13 protein-coding genes are annotated in these 16,990 nt (G+C 73.7%); 5 read left to right on the plus strand and 8 right to left on the minus strand.

What is annotated here, in order from left to right; all coding sequences use genetic code 11:
* Positions 1–82 precede the first annotated feature (82 nt).
* Together C8054_RS21505 and C8054_RS21510 are read left to right on the plus strand one after the other, a co-directional pair.
* Positions 83–1,015, plus strand: a complete 933-nt coding sequence (locus tag C8054_RS21505) for an ABC transporter ATP-binding protein (protein WP_107159436.1) — start codon at positions 83–85, stop codon at positions 1,013–1,015.
* Positions 1,012–1,833, plus strand: coding sequence for an ABC transporter permease (locus tag C8054_RS21510; protein WP_107159438.1), 822 nt, complete (start codon positions 1,012–1,014; stop codon positions 1,831–1,833). The genes C8054_RS21505 and C8054_RS21510 overlap by 4 nt, the downstream gene beginning before the upstream one ends.
* Before the next feature lie 24 nt (positions 1,834–1,857).
* Here the strand turns inward: C8054_RS21510 and C8054_RS21515 are convergent, their stop codons facing one another.
* The 4 genes from C8054_RS21515 to C8054_RS21530 all read right to left on the minus strand — a co-directional run bounded on the left by C8054_RS21515 (position 1,858) and on the right by C8054_RS21530 (position 6,256).
* Positions 1,858–2,535 carry a response regulator transcription factor gene (locus C8054_RS21515; RefSeq protein WP_107159440.1) on the minus strand — a complete coding sequence of 226 codons (678 nt, stop codon included), beginning with the start codon at positions 2,533–2,535 and terminating at the stop codon, positions 1,858–1,860.
* Positions 2,532–4,259 (minus strand): sensor histidine kinase, encoded by a 1,728-nt coding sequence (locus C8054_RS21520; protein WP_233219824.1) that lies wholly within the window; start codon positions 4,257–4,259, stop codon positions 2,532–2,534. Before C8054_RS21520 ends, C8054_RS21515 begins: the two co-directional genes overlap by 4 nt.
* A gap of 114 nt (positions 4,260–4,373) precedes the next feature.
* Positions 4,374–5,102, minus strand: coding sequence for a dethiobiotin synthase (gene bioD / locus C8054_RS21525; protein WP_107159443.1), 729 nt, complete (start codon positions 5,100–5,102; stop codon positions 4,374–4,376).
* A complete protein-coding gene (locus C8054_RS21530) occupies positions 5,099–6,256 on the minus strand; it encodes an 8-amino-7-oxononanoate synthase (RefSeq protein WP_107159445.1) in 1,158 nt (385 codons plus the stop codon). Before C8054_RS21530 ends, bioD begins: the two co-directional genes overlap by 4 nt.
* A gap of 156 nt (positions 6,257–6,412) precedes the next feature.
* Between C8054_RS21530 and bioB the strand changes: the two genes are divergently transcribed.
* From bioB to C8054_RS21545, 3 genes are read left to right on the plus strand one after another with little or no spacing between them, the layout of a single operon-like run.
* Entirely contained in the window at positions 6,413–7,408 is a 996-nt protein-coding gene (gene bioB, locus C8054_RS21535) for a biotin synthase BioB (RefSeq protein ID WP_107159447.1), read from the plus strand.
* 52 nt (positions 7,409–7,460) lie between these two features.
* Entirely contained in the window at positions 7,461–7,682 is a 222-nt protein-coding gene (locus tag C8054_RS21540) for a hypothetical protein (protein ID WP_199199868.1), read from the plus strand.
* A 4-nt stretch (positions 7,683–7,686) separates the two neighbouring features.
* Positions 7,687–8,193 carry a GNAT family N-acetyltransferase gene (locus C8054_RS21545; RefSeq protein WP_107159482.1) on the plus strand — a complete coding sequence of 169 codons (507 nt, stop codon included), beginning with the start codon at positions 7,687–7,689 and terminating at the stop codon, positions 8,191–8,193.
* An 88-nt stretch (positions 8,194–8,281) separates the two neighbouring features.
* On the opposite strand, the gene C8054_RS21550 is transcribed toward C8054_RS21545, so the two are convergent.
* The 4 genes from C8054_RS21550 to C8054_RS21565 form a co-directional block, all read right to left on the minus strand.
* Complete coding sequence (locus C8054_RS21550; protein ID WP_107159449.1) at positions 8,282–10,714, minus strand: non-reducing end alpha-L-arabinofuranosidase family hydrolase; 2,433 nt, start codon at positions 10,712–10,714, stop codon at positions 8,282–8,284.
* Positions 10,715–10,926: 212 nt separating this feature from the next.
* The gene (locus C8054_RS21555) at positions 10,927–13,812 is read right to left on the minus strand and encodes a glycoside hydrolase family 9 protein (protein ID WP_107159451.1); all 2,886 of its coding nucleotides are present in this window, start codon (positions 13,810–13,812) and stop codon (positions 10,927–10,929) included.
* 219 nt (positions 13,813–14,031) lie between these two features.
* Positions 14,032–14,526, minus strand: coding sequence for a hypothetical protein (locus C8054_RS21560; RefSeq protein WP_146179950.1), 495 nt, complete (start codon positions 14,524–14,526; stop codon positions 14,032–14,034).
* Positions 14,527–14,531: 5 nt separating this feature from the next.
* The coding region (locus tag C8054_RS21565) for an ALF repeat-containing protein (RefSeq protein WP_107159455.1) at positions 14,532–16,990 on the minus strand (2,459 nt) is incomplete at its 5' end.

Below are 16,990 nucleotides of genomic sequence, written 5' to 3' on the forward strand. Positions count from 1 at the left end.
GGGCCCCGCCTTACCAAAGTGGGGGTGGGTGGGTGCCGTTCGGCGGCGGTGGGAGGTGCCTGCCGGCGCCTAGCGTCGGCGCATGATCACACTTCGTGGGTTGACGAAACGGTTCGGCGGGGTGACCGCCGTCGACGACCTGACCGTCGAGATCCGCCCCGGCCAGGTGACCGGATTCCTCGGCCCGAACGGCGCCGGCAAGTCCACCACCATGCGGATGGTGCTCGGCCTGGACCGGCCCACTTCCGGAGCGGCCCTGGTCAACGGGCGCGCGTACCGCACCCTGCGGCACCCGCTGTACGAGGTCGGCGCGCTGCTCGACGCCACCGGCGTGCACCCGGCCCGCTCCGGCGTGGCGCACCTGCGGGCGATGGCGCGCAGCAACGGCGTACCGGCCCGGCGGGTCGCCGAGGTGCTCGACCTGGTCGGTCTGGACACCCGGGCCGCCGGCAAGCCGGGTCGGGCGTTGTCGCTGGGGATGGGACAGCGGCTCGGCATCGCCGGCGCGCTGCTCGGTGACCCGCCGGTGCTGCTGCTCGACGAGCCGGTCAACGGCCTCGACCCGGACGGCGTGCGGTGGATCCGCGGGTTCACCCGCCGACTCGCCGACGAGGGACGCACCGTGCTGATCTCCAGCCATCTGATGAGCGAGATGCAGCAGACCGCCGACCGGGTGGTGGTGCTCGGCCGCGGCCGGCTGGTCGCCGACGCGCCGCTGGCCGAGCTGATCGCCACCCGGCCCGCCGCCTCGATCCGGGTACGTGGGCCGGAACCGGCCGCACTCGCCGCGCTCGGCGACCGGCTGGCCGCCGAGGGCGCGACCGTCACCGCCGGGCACGGCGGCCTCTCCGTCGCCGGCAGCACCGCCGACCGGGTCGGTGACCTGGCGTACGAGCTGGGGGTGCGGCTGCACGAGCTGACCGCCGTCGCGCCCTCACTGGAAGAGGCGTTCCTGGAACTCACCGCCGCCAGCGTCGAGTACGTCGCCGGCCCGACCGGAGGCGAAACCCGATGACCGCGCTGCCCACCCTCGACCCGACCCGGCCGACGTCCCGGCCCGCCCCGGCCGGCCATCCGCTCGTCGGCGCGGTGGCCGCCGAGTGGACCAAGCTCTGGTCGGTCCGCTCCACCTGGTGGACGCTGGTCGCGGCGCTCGTCACCATGGCGGCCACCGCCGCCCAGCTCGCCATCTACGCGGTGAACGCGAACACCGACGACGACCCGACCGTGGACCCGGGCGTGCTGCCGGTCGGGGACGTGGTGGCCGGCTCGCTGGAGCTGACCCACTTCGTCGTGCTGGCGCTCGGCCTGTTCGCGATCACCAGCGAGTTCGCCACCGGCACCATCCGCACCACGCTGCGCTGCACCCCGTCCCGGGGGCGGGTGCTGGCGGCCAAGGCGCTCGTGGTCGGCGCGGTGACGTTCGGCGTCGGGCTGCTGCTCGGCGGCGTCGGCGCGGCGGTGGCCCGGCCGGTGCTGGGCGAGTGGGGACGGGCGCCGCTGGGCGGCACGGTGGCCGACATCGTCGCCTGCGCCGGATACCTGGCGCTGGTGAGCGTGCTGGCGCTCGGGCTCGCCGCGGCGCTGCGCGGCCCGGTGCTGACGCTGACCGTGCTCCTGGCGCTGCTGTACATCGTGCCGCTGTCGTTGCAGGAGCCGGACCTCACGGTGCTCACCCGGATCGCCGACGCGTTCCCCGGCGTCGCCGGCGGCCACTTCCTGGCCGGCGACACCGAGCCGTACCCGGCGGCCGTCGGGCTGCTGCTGCTCGCCGGCTGGGCCGCCGCCGCGCTGGCGGGCGGCCGGTGGGCGCTGGCCCGGCGCGACGCCTGACCGCGCCGGCACGGGCGGGGCTGGTCAGCCGGTGGGCGGGACCAGCCCCGCCTCGTACGCGAGGATCGCCGCCTGCACCCGGTTACGCACGTCCAGTCGGGTGAAGACGCTGGTCAGGTAGCTCTTCACGGTGCCCTCGACCAGGTGCAGCCGGCGGGCGATCTCGGCGTTGGACAGCCCCGCCCCGACCAGCGCGAGCACCTCCCGCTCCCGGTCGGTCAGCCCGGCCAGCCGATCCCGCGCGGACGGGCCACGGGCGAGCCGTCCCCCACTCAGCTCGATCACCCGGCGGGCCACCCGGGGCGACAGGTACGCCCCGCCGTCGGCCACCGCGCGCACCCCGGCCAGCAGTTCCCTCGGGTCGCCGGACTTCAGCAGGAAGCCGGCGGCGCCGAGGCCGAGCGCGCGGGCGATCAGGTCGTCGTCGCCGAACGTGGTGAGCATGACCGGCGCGGTCTCCGGCACCAGGCGGCGGATCTGCGCCACCGCGTCGAGCCCGTCGCAGCGGGGCATCCGGATGTCGAGCAGCGCCACCCGGGGCCGGTGCGCACGCACCAGCTCCACCGCCGCGTGGCCGTCGCCCGCCTCGCCGACCACCTCGACGCCCGGGTCGGCGGCGAGGATCGCCCGCACCCCGGCGCGCACCATCGCCTCGTCGTCGGCGAGCACCACCCGCAGCGGCCGCCCGTGGTCGTCGGTCATGACGCGATCCGCTCCTTGCTGATCAGCTTCCCGTCGCTGAAGCAGAGCCGCCAGGTCGGCTCCGCGAACGGGAAGTTGCCGTCGGTGTAGAACTCGCAGCCGGGGGCCGCACCGGTGGCGGGTGACTCGGCCTGCCGCCGGGGCAGCCCGAGCGCGTCCCGCTGCTCACCCAGCCTCAGCCGGTCGAAGCCGGGCCGGTCGAGCACCGCCCCGGCGGTGGCGAGCGGGTAGTAGACCAGCGCGAGCACCAGCGCCAGCCCGGCCGGCGCACCGAACGCGACGAGCAGGCTGCGGCGGACCCGCCGGCGGGCCTCGCGCAGCCGCCGAGCCTCCACGCGGGGCCGCCCGCCGTCGTGCGGGTCACCGTCGTGCGGCCCGCCGTCGTGCAGATCGCCGTCGTGCAGATCGCTGCCGTACGGATCGCCGCCGTACGGATCGCCGCCGTACGGATCGCCGCCGTACGGATCGCCGCCGTCGTGCGAGTCACCGCCGCCGGGCCGCCAACCGACGCGCGGGGGGCCGAGGCTGGCGACGGGCACCGGGGCGCCGCCGGGTCGCACGTCCGGCCGACGGCCGTCGGTCGGGGCGGACAACCCGCCCCTGGACAACGGAAGGCGGGCGGTGACCGCCCAACCGCCGTCGCACCGGCCGGCGTCCAGGGCGCCGCCGGCGAGGCGTACCCGCTCGCGCAGCGCCAGCAGGCCGGAGCCGTGCGACGCCGACCCGGGCAGCGGACCGGCCGGCGCCTGCGGGTTGACCACCGCGACCGTGACCGCGTCGGCGGCACGCGCCACGGTGACCGTGACCGGAGCGTCCGGCGCGTACCGGGCGGCGTTGGTCAGCGCCTCCCGGACCACCCGGTGCACGGCATGCGCGACCAGCGGCGGCAGGCCCACGTCGGCGGCCGCCTCGCCGGGCAGGTGCACGGTCATGCCGGCGTCGCGGGCACCGTCGACCAGGTCGGCGACCGACTCGCCGGGCAGGCGCCGGGGGCGCTCCTCGCGCAGCACCCCGATGATCTCGTGCAGCCGCTCGGTGGCGGCGGCGACGCTGGCCCGCAGCTCCCCCGCCGCCGCACGGTGCGCCGGCGACAGTCCGGTCGCCAGCTCCAGCGCGCCCGCCCGCAACGCGATGAGGCTCAGGTCGTGGCCGAGCGAGTCGTGCATGTCCTGGGCGATGCGGGCCCGCTCGCGCAGGCGCACCCGTTCCGCCTCGCTCCGCCGCTCCTGCGCGGCGTGCCGTCGCCCGGCCGTGGCAAGCGCCCGGTGCTGGCGCCGCAGCCGGCCCAGCAGCCAGGGGAACACGCCGGCGAAGAGCAGCACCGAGGCGAGCTGGAACCAGGCGGCCGGCTCGGTGCCGAGCAGGCCGAGGTTGAGCACGGTGCCGGTCACCGCGATGGCGGCGAACACCGCCGCCGCCGGGGCGGCGCGGGCGCTGCGCAGCCCGGCCAGGTAGCCGAGGACCGGGATGGCGAACACCACGTTGCCGTCGACGAGCGAGCCGGCCACCACCGCCGACACCGCCACGAGCGGCCACCGGCGGCTCACCGCCACAGCCACGCCGAGCAGCGCCAACACGCCGACCAGCAGGGCCACCTCGTGCGACCGCCACGGCGGGGTGAGCCGGGCGTACGTCACCGGTGTCGCGAGCACGGCCCAGAGCAACAGGTCACCGGCCCGGCGACGGGCCGTCGGGGACAGCGGGCGCAGTTCCACGGCGGTCACGCTACCCACGCCGGCCGGGGCCGGACACCGACGAAGGTCAGGTGAGCCGGGGGTGGCGTTAAAAGGGGCCCCCGCCTATACCGAATGCGTTAAGAAGGGGCCCCGCCTTACCGCTCAGCCGCTCTCCTCGGCCCAGGCGCGCCAGTCGTCGAGGACGCCGTAGAGCGCGGGGGTGAGCCAACCCGGCGCCGAGCGGCGGAACACGCCCGGGTCCATCCCGCCGGCGCCGGCGGGCACCGCGCCGAGCAGGTTCGGCACCAGCTCGGACAGGTTCAGCCAGTGCACCAGCTCCGGCTCGGTCGGCCAGGCGCCGATCACGACGCCGGCCGGCACGGCCCGCCGCTCCAACGCCTCCAGCGTCAATGCGGTGTGGTTGAGCGTGCCGAGCCCGGCCCGCGCCACCACCAGCGCCGGGGCGCCCAGCGACACCGCCAGGTCGGCCACCGTCCAGGGCTCGCCGGACGGCCGCACCCCCATCGGTACGAGCAGCCCGCCGGCCCCCTCGATCAGCACCAGGTCGTGCTTGTCGACCTCCTCGCGGACCGCGTCGACCGCGTTGTACAGCTCCAGCGGCGGCAGCTCGGCGACCCGGGCCGCGGCCAGCGGGGCGAGCGGGTCCGGGTAACTGGCCAGCGTCCGGCCGGTGAGCGGGGCGGCCAGCCGGGTCACCGAGTCGACGTCACCGGGCTCGCCGGTGGCGGTGCCGGTCTGGCCGGGCTTGACCACCGCCACCCGCAGCCCGGCCGCCTGAGCGGCGGCGGTGACGGCCGCGGTCACCACGGTCTTGCCGATCCCGGTGTCGGTGCCGGTCACCAGTACCGCGCCGGTCCAGCCGTCGCTCATGAGTCCTCCGTTCGCGACTGCGGGGCGCACGCCACGATCACGTCCAGGGCCCGTTCGAAGTCCGCCCGGTCCACCCCGGCGCCGATGGTCAGGCGCAGCCGGGGGCGGCTGTCCGGCGTGGACGGCGGACGGAAGCAGCCGACCGCCACGCCCCGGTCGCGGCAGGCCGCTGCCCACGCGGTCGCCGCCTCCGGGCCGGGCGCGGTCACCGAGACCACCGCCGCGTCGGGGGCGGACACCGGCAGCCCCGCCGCGCCCAGCCGGCGCACCGCCAGCGCGACCCGGTCGGCCAGCTCGGCGCGGAGCGCGTCGCCGTCCCGGGCCAGCCGCACCGCGGCCCGCACCCCGGCCACCACCGCCGGTGGTGGCGCGGTGTCGAAGATGAACGTGCGGCCGGTCTCCACCAGGTGGCGGACGAACTCCGCCGGCCCGGCGACCACGCCGCCGGCCCCACCGAGCGCCTTGGACAGGGTCGCGGTGACCACCACGTCGGGCGCGCCGGCCAGCCCGGCCGCGGCCACCCCGCCGGCGCCGGCCGGGCCGGTGACGCCGAGCGCGTGCGCGTCGTCGACGAGCAGCAACGCGCCGTGCCGGCGGGCCACCGCGTGCAGCTCCGCGAGCGGCGCCACGTCCCCGTCGACCGAGAAGACCGACTCGGTCACCACCACGGCCGGCCGGCCCGGCGCGGCGGCCAGCGCGTCGGCCACCGCGGCCACGTCCCGGTGCGGCGTCACCAGCGTCTCGGCGCGGGAGATCCGGCAGCCGTCGATCAGCGAGGCGTGGTTGTGCGCGTCGGAGACGAGCAGCGTACGCGGCTGGCTCAGGCCCCGGACGGCGGCGAGGTTGGCCAGGTAGCCGGAGGAGAAGACCAGCGCCCGGTCGACGCCGAGCCAGGCGGCCAGGTCGTCCTCGAGCGCGTGGTGCAGGTCGGTGGAGCCGCGCACCAGGCGCGACCCGGTGGCGCCCAGCCCGTACCGGGACAGGGCCGTCGCGGCGGCGGCGGTGACCTCCGGGTGGGTGGCCAGGCCGAGGTAGTCGTTGCCGGCCAGGTCGACGACGTCGTCGTCGGCCGCGCGTGGACGCAGCGTGCGGGTCAGGCCCGCCTCGGCCCGCTGTTCGGCGCCGCGGTCGAGAGCCGCCAGCCAGTCCGCCACCGCACCGTCCCCTCCCGCCGACCGCTCGCCCCGCCGGGCGCTTCCGCCGGGCGAAGTTACCACCCGGGCGGGCGACCCCGGCGTGGCGTGGTCCCGGCTCGCCGGGCCGCTCACGACGGTTTCCCGCGCTTCCGGCGGCCTGTTAGGTTACGAGCCATGCCAGAGATCCTCGACCAGGCCCGGACCCGGGTGCTGGAGAACGGCGTCGGCCTCGACGAGGCCGGCATCCTCGCCGTGCTGAACCTGCCCGACGAGCACCTGCCGGCCGCGCTCCAACTCGCCCACGAGGTCCGGATGCGGTGGTGCGGCCCGGAGGTCGAGGTCGAGGGCATCGTCTCGCTGAAGACCGGCGGCTGCCCGGAGGACTGCCACTTCTGCTCCCAGTCCGGCCTGTTCACCTCGCCGGTCCGGTCGGTCTGGCTGGACATCCCGGCGCTGGTCGAGGCCGCGAAGCAGACCGCCGCGACCGGGGCCACCGAGTTCTGCATCGTGGCCGCCGTCCGTGGCCCGGACGCCCGGCTGATGACGCAGATGCGCGCGGGCGTGGCCGCGATCCGCGAAGCGGTCGACATCCAGGTCGCCGCCTCGCTCGGCATGCTCACCCAGGAGCAGGTCGACGAGCTGGCCGCGATGGGCGTGCACCGCTACAACCACAACCTGGAGACCTGCCGCTCCTACTTCCCGAACGTGGTCACCACGCACTCCTGGGAGGAGCGCTGGGAGACGCTGCGGATGGTCCGCGAGTCCGGCATGGAGGTCTGCTGCGGCGGCATCCTCGGTCTCGGCGAGACGGTGGAGCAGCGGGCCGAGTTCGCCGCTCAGCTCGCCGAGCTGGACCCGCACGAGGTGCCGCTGAACTTCCTCAACCCGCGTCCCGGCACGCCGCTGGGTGACCGGCCGGTGGTCGAGGGCAAGGACGCGCTGCGGGCCATCGCCGCGTTCCGGCTGGCCATGCCGCGCACCATCCTCCGGTACGCGGGCGGTCGCGAGCTCACCCTGGGAGACCTCGGCACCCGCGACGGCCTGCTCGGTGGCATCAACGCGGTCATCGTCGGCAACTACCTGACCACGCTGGGTCGGCCGGCCACCGACGACCTGCAACTCCTGACCGACCTGAAGATGCCGGTGAAGGCGCTCTCGGCGACCCTGTGAGGCGACGGTGACGAAGCTGGTCCGACCCGACGCGCCGGCCGGTGACGCCGACGTGGGCAACCGCGCCGGCACGGCCGACGACGCCGGTGCGGTGACGCGCTGGTGCGACAGGTGCGGCGAGTCGGTGGCAGCCGGCCCGCACCCGGCCTGCGCGGCGGCGCGGGTGTGGGAGCCGCCGCGCTGGTGCGCGTCCTGCCGCCGACGGATGAAGGTGCAGGTCGTGCCGGCCGGATGGTCGGCGGTCTGTGTCGAGCACGGCGAGCGGCGGGGCTGACGCGATGCTGCGCGGGCGGACGGTGACGCTGCGGCCGGCGACGGACGCCGATGTGGCCGCGCTGGCCGCGATCCGTGCCACCCCGGAGGTGCGTCGCTGGTGGCGGGGCGGCGACGACCTGGCCGAGGCGGTCCGCGCCGACCTGGCCGACGACGCGCTGGCCGTCTTCGTGATCGAGCACGAGGGCCGGCTGGTCGGCGCGATCCAGTGGTACGCGGAGACCGACCCCGACTACCGCCACGCCAGCCTGGACATCTTCCTCGACCCGGAGGTACGCGGCTCCGGGCTGGGCGGGGACGCGATCCGGACGCTGGCCCGGCACCTGGCCGACGAGTACGGCCACCACCGGTTCACCATCGACCCGGCGGCGGCGAACACGGCCGCGATCCGGGCGTACGCGAAGGTGGGTTTCCGGCCGGTGGGCATCATGCGGCGCTACGAGCGGGGCGCCGACGGGCGCTGGCACGACGCCCTGCTGATGGACCTGCTCGCCGACGACCTGGCCGACTGAGTCGGCGACGCCACACCGACGGCGCCACCACCGACGGGCGTGCCCGGCACCGCACGGTGCCGGGCACGTCCCGGTGGTCAGCGATCCGTCAGCGTTGCAGGGTCAGCACACCCGGCCGCCACGGCAGCAGGTTGTAGTCGCCGCCCGCGCTGGGGTTCTTGCCCTGGTACAGCATCTGGAGGTTGCACGCGTCGACGGTCTTGGTCTGGTCGGGGTTGTTGCGGACCAGGTCACCGTGGCTGATGTCGTTGGTCCACGTCGCGCCGCTGTTGGCCTTGCCCGCGAACGGGTTGCTCTCGGTGGCCGCGTTCGGGGTCCAGGTGCCGCCCAGGCTGGTGGCGGTGAAGGAGCGGAAGTACCGCCCCTGGCTCCCGATCGCCTCGACGAGCATGAGGTACTGGTTCTGGCCCTGCACCTTGTAGACCTCGACGCCCTCGAACAGGTTGTTGGTCGAGTCGGTCATGATCGTCGTGTAGCTCGAGCCGAAGCTGCCCGGGAAGTTCCCGAGCGGCATGCTCGACCGGTAGATCTTGCCGTTGTCCCCGGCGAAGAAGAGGTACATGTTCTGGTCGTCGCCGATGAGCGTCTGGTCGATGACGCCGTACGGGGCGTCGGGGAGGCTCGCGGTGGAGAGCGTCTGCGCCGCGGACCAGCCGTTGGCGTTGGTCGGGTCGCTTGACGTCTTGTAGCTGAACGACGTCGGCCCCCACTGGTACGCCAGCACCCAGATGTTCTTCGGGGCGAAGTAGAGCAGCGTGGGCGCCACGGTGCCCTGGCTCATCCCGGTCTGACTGGCCGAGGCCATGTCGGACCAGTTCGTGAACAGGCCGAAGTTCATCGAGCCGTACTGTCCGCTGCTGTTCACGTTCGACGCGTAGACCAGGTGCTTGCCGTTGTAGACCACGTTGGTGAAGTCCTTGACCGAGACCCAGCCGTTCGCCGGGTTCGCCAGCGCGCCGGTCGACGACCAGCGGTAGGTCGACGGCAGCGCGCAGCCGCTCGGCGGCGGCGTGGTCGTCGGCGGCGGCGTGGTCGGCGGCGTGGTTCCGCCGAAGTCGGTCCGCCACTGCTGGTTGGCCTGGCCGTTGCAGTCGTAGAGCTGGATCTGCTGGCCGTTGGCGCTGCCCCAGACGTCCAGGCAGCGGCCGGACTGCACGCCGGTGATGGAGCCGTTTGCGTTGACGTTCCACTGCTGGTTCGGCTGCCCGTTGCAGTCGTAGATGATGATCGCGGTGCCGTTCGCGGTGCCCTTGGCGTTCGCGTCGAGGCACTTGCTGCCGTACACCATCAACTGCTTGTTGCTGGTGTACGTCCACTGCTGGTTCGACTGGCCGTTGCAGTCCCAGAGCTGGACCCGGGTGCCGTTGGTCTGTGTCGAGTTGGGCACGTCGACGCAGCGGCCCGACTGCGCCCCGATGATCCGGCCGGCGCCGCCGGACGGCGGCGGTGTGGTCGGCCCGGAGGTCGGTCCCGAGGTCGGGGCGGCGGCGTTCAGCGCGTTCAGCACCGAGGTGTACGCGGCCTTCTTGTTGCCGCCGCCGTCGAACAGCAGCGGGCTCTCGCCGGAGCGCCACGAGTCGCTGTCGCGCACGCCCCACACGGTGATGCCGATGCAGCGCGGCACGTTCACGCACGCCTGGGTCAGGCCGGCGTACTGGCTGGTGGAGGCGTTGGTGACGTCGGCCTCGGTGAGTGCCACGTCCACGCCGAGCGCGGCGAAGCTGGACAGCGTGGTCTGGAAGTTGCTCGGCAGCGAGCTGCCGCCGGTGAAGTGGGTCTGCAGACCGACGCAGTCGATCGGCACGCCCCGGGACTTGAAGTCCTGGATCATCCGGTAGACACCCTGCGTCTTTCCGTACGACCAGTTCTCGATGTTGTAGTCGTTGTAGCAGAGCTTGACCGACGGGTCGGCCGCCCGCGCGGTGCGGAACGCCACCTCGATCCAGTCGTTACCGGTGCCCTGCAGGTTCGAGTTGCGGCGGCTGCCGTCCTCGTTGAACGCCTCGTTCACCACGTCCCACGCGGCGAGCTTGCCCTTGTAGTGGGCCATCACCCCGTTGATGTGGTTGATCATCGCGTTGCGCAGCGTGCTGCCCTGCATGTTCTGCATCCAGCCGGGCTGCTGGGCGTGCCACGCCAGGGTGTGACCGCGCACCTTCAGGCCACGCTGGGTGGCCCAGTTGTAGATCTGGTCACCGGAGTTGAAGTTGAACTGGTTCTGGTTCGGCTCCGTCGCGTCCGGCTTCATCTCGTTCTCGGCCGTGATCATGTTGAACTCACGCGCCGCGATGGTGCTGTACGTCGAGTCGTTCAGCCGGCTCGCCGCGATGGCGGTGCCGAAGTAGCGGCCCGACTGCGCGGCCGCCGCGCCCAGCGTGCTCGCCGCGGCGTTCGCCGACGGCATCATCACCGCGACCGCGGCCACTGTCACGACGCTGACCGCGCCGGCGAGCAACGCTCGGACGGCGGGCGATCGCCGCCGCGAGTGCCCGCCACGATGAACGGATGGACTCACTGTCACCTTGGCCTCCTTGGTGGGCCAACACCCGGGTCGTCTGGGCGGGGACGACCGGACGTCTCAGTTGAGGGATTTAATGCCATCGATGCTTTCATCGACCGTTCGAATGGACAACAAGTTTCGGAAAAGTTTCGGAAGTAAATTTCCCCGCTCGGCAACCCGGCGTGGCCGGTCACGCACATCCGGTGACCGACCACGCCCGTTGCGGGTGACGGTCAGGAGACCGTGCAGGCCGCCCCGTTGAGGGTGAAGGCGGTGGGCTTCGGGTTCGTGCCGGTGTGGGTGCCGTTGAAGCCGAAGCTCGTCGACGCCCCCGCCGCCAGCGTCCCGTTGTAGGCGAGGTTCGAGGCGGTCACCGCCGTGCCGGTCTGGGTGACGTTCGCCGACCAGCCCTGCCCGACCTTCTGCCCGGTGCTCGGGAACGTGAAGGCGAGCGTCCAACCGTTGATCGCGCTGGTGCCGGTGTTGGTGACCGTGACGTTCGCGGTGAACCCGGTGTCCCAGGTGTTCGCCGTCCAGGTCACCGCGCAGCCGCCGCCGGTCGGCGCGGTCGTGGTGGTGACCGTGACGCCGGGCGAGGCCGGCGAGACGTTGCCGGCCGCGTCCACCGCGACCACGGTGAACGTGTACGCGGTGGAGGCGGTCAACCCGGTCACCGCCAGCGTGGTGCCGGTGGTGGAACCGACCAGCACGGTCCCGCCCCGGTAGACGCGGTACCCGGTCACCCCGACCGCGTCGGTGGCCGGACCCCAGGTCAGGGTGAGCCCGGTCGGGCCGACCGCCGACGCGGTGGGCGTACCGGGCGCGGTCGGCGGCGTGGTGTCCGGCGCCGGGGCGGCCGGCGTGGTGACGGCCAGCGCCGCCGAGGCCGCCGACCGGTTGCCCGCGCCGTCGACCGCGCGCACGGTGAACTGGTACGTCCGCTCCGGCGTCAACCCGGTCACCGCGAGCGTGTTCGTGGTGGCCGGACGCAGCACCAGCGCGTCGCTGCCGGTCTGCGCCTGGGTCACCTCGTAGCCGGCCAGGCCGCTGCCGCCGGTGTCGGTGGCGGCGGCCCAGCTCAGCGTCAGGCCGGTGGCCGTGACGCCGGAGGCGACCGGGGTGCCGGGGGCGGTCGGCGCGGTGGTGTCCGGAGTGGCCGGGCCGGGCTCGTCGCCCCACACCCGCACGCCGCCGGAGTAGAGCGGCACCTTCCGGTTCGGCCCGGCGGTGGCCTGGTACGACGGGTCGTTCGTCGGGTCCCAGGTGCCGCCCTCCGGCACGCCGATCTTGAACTGCACCTCCATCCGGTGCTGCGACTGCCCGGCCGGTGCGATGGTGTAGCCGGTGCAGTCGACCTCGACGTACCAGATGTCGCCGGAGAACTGCTTCGCCGTCGACGGCGACGGGCAGCCCTGGGTGTAGCCGGGCGTGACGGTCACCGGGCCGGTGCCGTCGGGCCGGAAGTAGTACCGGAACTTTCCGGTGGTCAGCGCCCGGGCCGGGAACGCCGACTTGTTGTAGATGACCGCCTTGAGCCCGGTGGCCCGCGGCTCGGCCTGCATCACCGTGGTCTCCACGGTCAGCTCGTCCATGTCCGGCGTCTCGGCGGTCGGGAAGCCGGCGCGCGGGCTGCCGCCGTACTCGCCGGTCAGCCGGGCCAGCGCGGAGGTGAAGCCGGCGTTGTAGTCGGTGGCCACCTCGTTCATCACGTAGTCCGACCGGCTGTCGCTGTACGCGTCGTTGGCCGCCGACGGGCCGCCGACCAGCGCGCCGTAGAGCACGTGCCGGGTCTCGACCGGCACGGTCTGGCTGTCCCACCAGGAACCGTGCGCGGTGCGGTGGTGCGGGTTCTTCGGGGAGTTGGTCCCGAACCCGATCAGGTAGCTGGAGTTGCGCGGGTTGTCGCCGAGCGCGTAGTTGACCTGCCGGACCGCGAAGTCGTGGTAGCGCGCCTTACGCGTCGCGTCGGTGGTCTTGTCGCTGTAGACCAGCGCGGCGAACGCGGTGTTGGCGGCATAGCGCAGCGCGCCCCAGGAGTCGAGCACCGCCATCCCGCCCGGCGAGTAGGGCACCCGCTGCCCGTTGACGCCCACGGTCCAGTAGTCCAGCCAGCGGTTCGCGTCGTCGACGTACTTCTGCTTGCCGGTCAGGTTGGCCAGCAGCACGTACGCGCCGAACTGCTTGTTGTCCCAGGCCAGCGTCCACTTGTAGGAGCGGGTGGTGGACTGCGGCTCGGTGCCGAGCTTGTCGTACTCGCTCTCCGCCTTGGTCAGGTAGGCCGCGTCGCCGGTGGCCCGGTACAGCCACGTCGCGCCCCAGACCAACTCGTCCTGGTAGCCGCTCCAGGACTTGTAGAACGACGCCGCGTCGGTGATGCACTCGCTGTACGACTTCCGCACCGTGTCGGCGAACGTGTAGAGCTGCTTGGCGTGGCCGAGCAGCTTGTCCGCGTAGGCGGCGTCGGTGGGACGGAACACCATCGACGAGGCGGCCATCGCCGCCGCCGTCTCGCCGGCCAGGTCCGCGCCGCCACAGCTCGCATCGATCTTGTACGCGGGCCGCGCCATCGGCAGCACCTCGGCCGGCCCCCACCACTTGTGGTCGTCGTCGCCCTTGCCGACCTGGCCGTAGAGGACGTTCGGCGCGGGGTGCGCCTTGACGAAGTAGTCGTTGACGAAGCGCAGGTTGTTCAGCAGGTGGGTGAGCTGGCCGGAGGCGACGTAACCGTCCCGGTACTCGACCGCGCCCCAGGCCAGCATGGTGGTGCTGAACGCCATCGGGAAACCGAACTTCACGTGGTCGCCGGCGTCGTACCAGCCGCCGGTCAGGTCGACGCCGACGTCGGCGCCGTCGGTCAACGCCGAGTCGCCCCGCCAGGAGACCCGGTTCCAGGACGGCTTACGGCCGGACTGCTGCGCCTCGTAGAAGAACAGCGACTTCTGCAACGCCTCGGCGTAGTTGTACGCGGGCGCGGCCTGCGCGGCCGGGGCGGACGCGGTGGCCGGCGCGGCGGCGGCCGGCAGCGGCACGGTGGTCGCCAACGCGGCCACCAGCGCGGCGCCGGCGGCGAGCAGCCGGCGGGACGGGCGACCGCGCGGCGGCGGGGTCGGTCGGGGCATGGCGAGCTCCTGTGGAGGGAGCCGCACGGCGGCACGACGCGGCGGGGAACGCTGCCGGTCGGCCGCCGTGCGGCGGTGGTGGTGGGGTGGACCGCGGAGGCGCGGGAGCGCTCCCATGGATGGTTGACAATGTAATCTCGCGATCACCCGTTTGGGAAGACGGCGATGGGGCCGCCACGACGTCCTAGCGACGTCGCGACGGCCCCACGCCGTCCCGCCTCAGAACTCGACGCCTCGCAGATACACCTGCCGGGTGGGACCCGAATCGGTCATCTCGACTGTCAACTCCGTGCCGGACACCGGACGGACCCGACCGCGCAGGTACGACTGCCCGCCGTCGTACCAACCCCACTCCCGGCGCCGGTCGTCCCGATTGTCCGCCAGCACCGAGCCGGCCAGCGGGGTCAGCTCGGCGAACCCGTTGGCCTCCCGGAACGCGTCCACGCAACCGGCGTCGGCGCGAAAGGCGAGATAGAAGTCATCGTCGATGCCGTCGCTGGACCAGTACCGCAGGCCGTCGGTCGGGCAGTCGGGCAGCCGCACGTGGAACTGGTCGAGCAACTGCGCCAACGACCTGTCCCAGCGGCTCGAGGGGTAGGCGCGGTCGTCGAACGGCGCGCGGTCGCGGTGCTGCACCACGAAGACCACCGCACCGACGACCACCACCGCGACGGCGACGAGCAGCCACCGGAGCGTGCGCCTACCCACCCGCACCCCGCTCACCCGATGTTCTGGGTGCTGCTCGACCCGCGGACCGCGAACTCCTGAGCCACGCCGTAGGTGTGCATCGCGGCGTAGTCGTCGAAGGAGATGCCCCAGATCTCCTCGCCGGCATCGAAGTTCCAGTCCTTGTACACGTCCACCCCGTAGGAGCCCTTGGGGACCGGTTTCCCGTCCACGATGCTAACCGTCACGGTGCCCTTGACCCGGTACTGGACGCCACGCACCCCGAGCCGGTAATCCAGGTTGTTCGTCATGCTGACCCCGAGCCACATGCTGTCGATCGCGTACGTGCAACTGGACCGGCCGCTGCTCAGGCACCTGCTGCCGGCCGAGCCGAGCATCTCCGCCAGGCTCCCGTTGACCGCGGACTTGAACTGGTTGTCCTTGAGGTACTGGTCGACGCTGACGATGAAGTCGTCACCGGTGGCGCCGTAGTAGTGCTTCCACAACTGGCAGGCCTGGTTCGTGATCGCGCACACGCCCTGCATGGTGGTCCAGAGCTGGGCCCGCATCTCCAGCAGCGCGGTCGGCTCGTTCCACGGCGGCGTCTTGGACCCGTACGCCCCGTTGTCGCCCGGCGTGGTGGGGTCGTAGTCGCCGTCCTGCGTGACGATCAGCTCCTTGGCCAGCCGGGCCAGTTCCTCCTCCCGCTGCTTCTGCACGGCGATCTGCAGGGCCTCGATCGCCGCCTGCGCGGCGAGCACCGCGTCCTTGCCGGCGTCGATCGCCGAGTTCCGGGCCTGCACCGCGGACGCCTGGGCGGCGGCGGCGTAACCCCGGGCCCGGGCCGCCGAGGCGTTGGCCCACGAGGCCGAACGCTGCGCCGACTGCGCGGCCTGGTGCGCGGAAAGGGCGGCCTGCCGGGCCCGCGTCGCGGCGGCGTTCGCCTGGTCCGCCGACGCCTTGGCCTGCTGCGCCGCCTGCAACGCCTGGTTGGCGTAGGTGGCGGCCTCACTGGCCGAGGCGCTCGCGGCCCGCGCGTACGCCTCCGCCTCGGCCTGGGCGGCACGGGCGATGGCGGCGGCGTAGCCCGCGTCGGCGGCGTCCTTCTGCGCGTTGGCCGCGTACTGGGCGGTCTCGGCCACCAGCCGGCTGACCGTGGCGGCGTGGGTGGCCGCCTCGTGGTCCCGCTGCCGCGCCTTGTACTGCTCGGTGTCGATGAAGTACCGGAGGTAGCCGCGCGGCCCCTCGAGCGCGATCCGGCCCGCCGCCTTCACCTCCGGCCCGCCCGCGGTGATGAGCTGCCCGACCGTGATCCGGTCGTCCACCTCGGCCGCCTCCCAGCGCCCCACCCGCAGGAACCGGTCGATGTCCGCGGCGGTGCCGTTCAGCGCGGCCTGACCCGCCTGCTTGGTGGTGCTGCCACCGGCGTTCATGATCTGCCCGACCTTGATCCGGTCATCGGTCTCCTTGCCCGGATAGGCGCGATCGGCGAGGAACCGGCGCACGGTGGCGATGTCGCCGTTGAGCGCCGTCTTCGCCGCGTCCTTGAACGCCGGCTTCGCGGTGCCCTCGGCCAGGTGCAGCACCCGGGCCCGGTCGTCCTGCTCGCCGGCCAGCAGCCGACCGGTGCGCAGGAACTCCCGCAGGTCCGCCTCGGTGCCGGTGAGCGCGTCCTCGGCGGCGGCCCGGGTCCACGGCCCGGCCACGTCCCGCAGCCGGAGCGCGGCCTTCCGGCCGCTGGTCAGCACCGTCGCGCTCGACGCGCCCGGCGCGGCGGCCTCGTCCAGGAGCCGCTTCGTCTCGGCGTCGACCCGGTCGAGTTCGGCCCGGTCGTACGGAATCTCGACCGGCCGGTCCAGGTCCGCCACCCGGGCCTTCTGCGCGGCCTGCACGGCCGCCTCGGTGTCGAGTTCCAGGCGCAGCACGTCGGCCTGCCGGGAGGTCTGCTCGACGGCCGCCGCCTGGGCGGACGCCTGGGTGGCGAGGTCGGCCGCCAACTTGGCCGACACCGCGTGCCGGGTCGCCTCCGCGGCCGCGTCCGCGGCCTCACCCGCGTGGTCGGCGGCGGCATCCGCCGCCGTCGCCGCGGCCCGGGCGTGTGCCGCCGAGTTCATCGCGTACTGGTACGCCTGCCGCGCGGCGGTGCCCGCCTGGCGGGCCAGCGACTCGGCGGCGTCGGCGGCGCGGTCGGCGTTCTGCGCCTGCCGGCGTGCCTCGGCGGCGGCCCGGCGGGCCCGCTCCGCCTCGGAGCCGGCCGCCTGCGAGTAGTTGCTCGCCTCCTCCGCGGCGGCGGCCGCGGCGTTGGCGTTGGTCACCGCGTTGCGGGCCGCGGCGGCGGCGTTGCCGGAGGCCTCGGCGGCATCCCCGGCGGCCTTGGTCGCCGCGGCGGCCTTCTCCGCCGCGGCGGCGGCGGCCCGGGCCTGCTGCGCGGCGTACTCCCCGATCGCGTGCACCAGCAGCTCCCGCAGCGAGACCGTCCGGTCACCCCGGTGACCCCTGCCCTCCAGGTTCG

Origin of the sequence: Micromonospora sp. RP3T, assembly GCF_003027925.1 — a bacterium.
In the GTDB taxonomy this organism is placed as follows: Bacteria; Actinomycetota; Actinomycetes; order Mycobacteriales; family Micromonosporaceae; genus Micromonospora.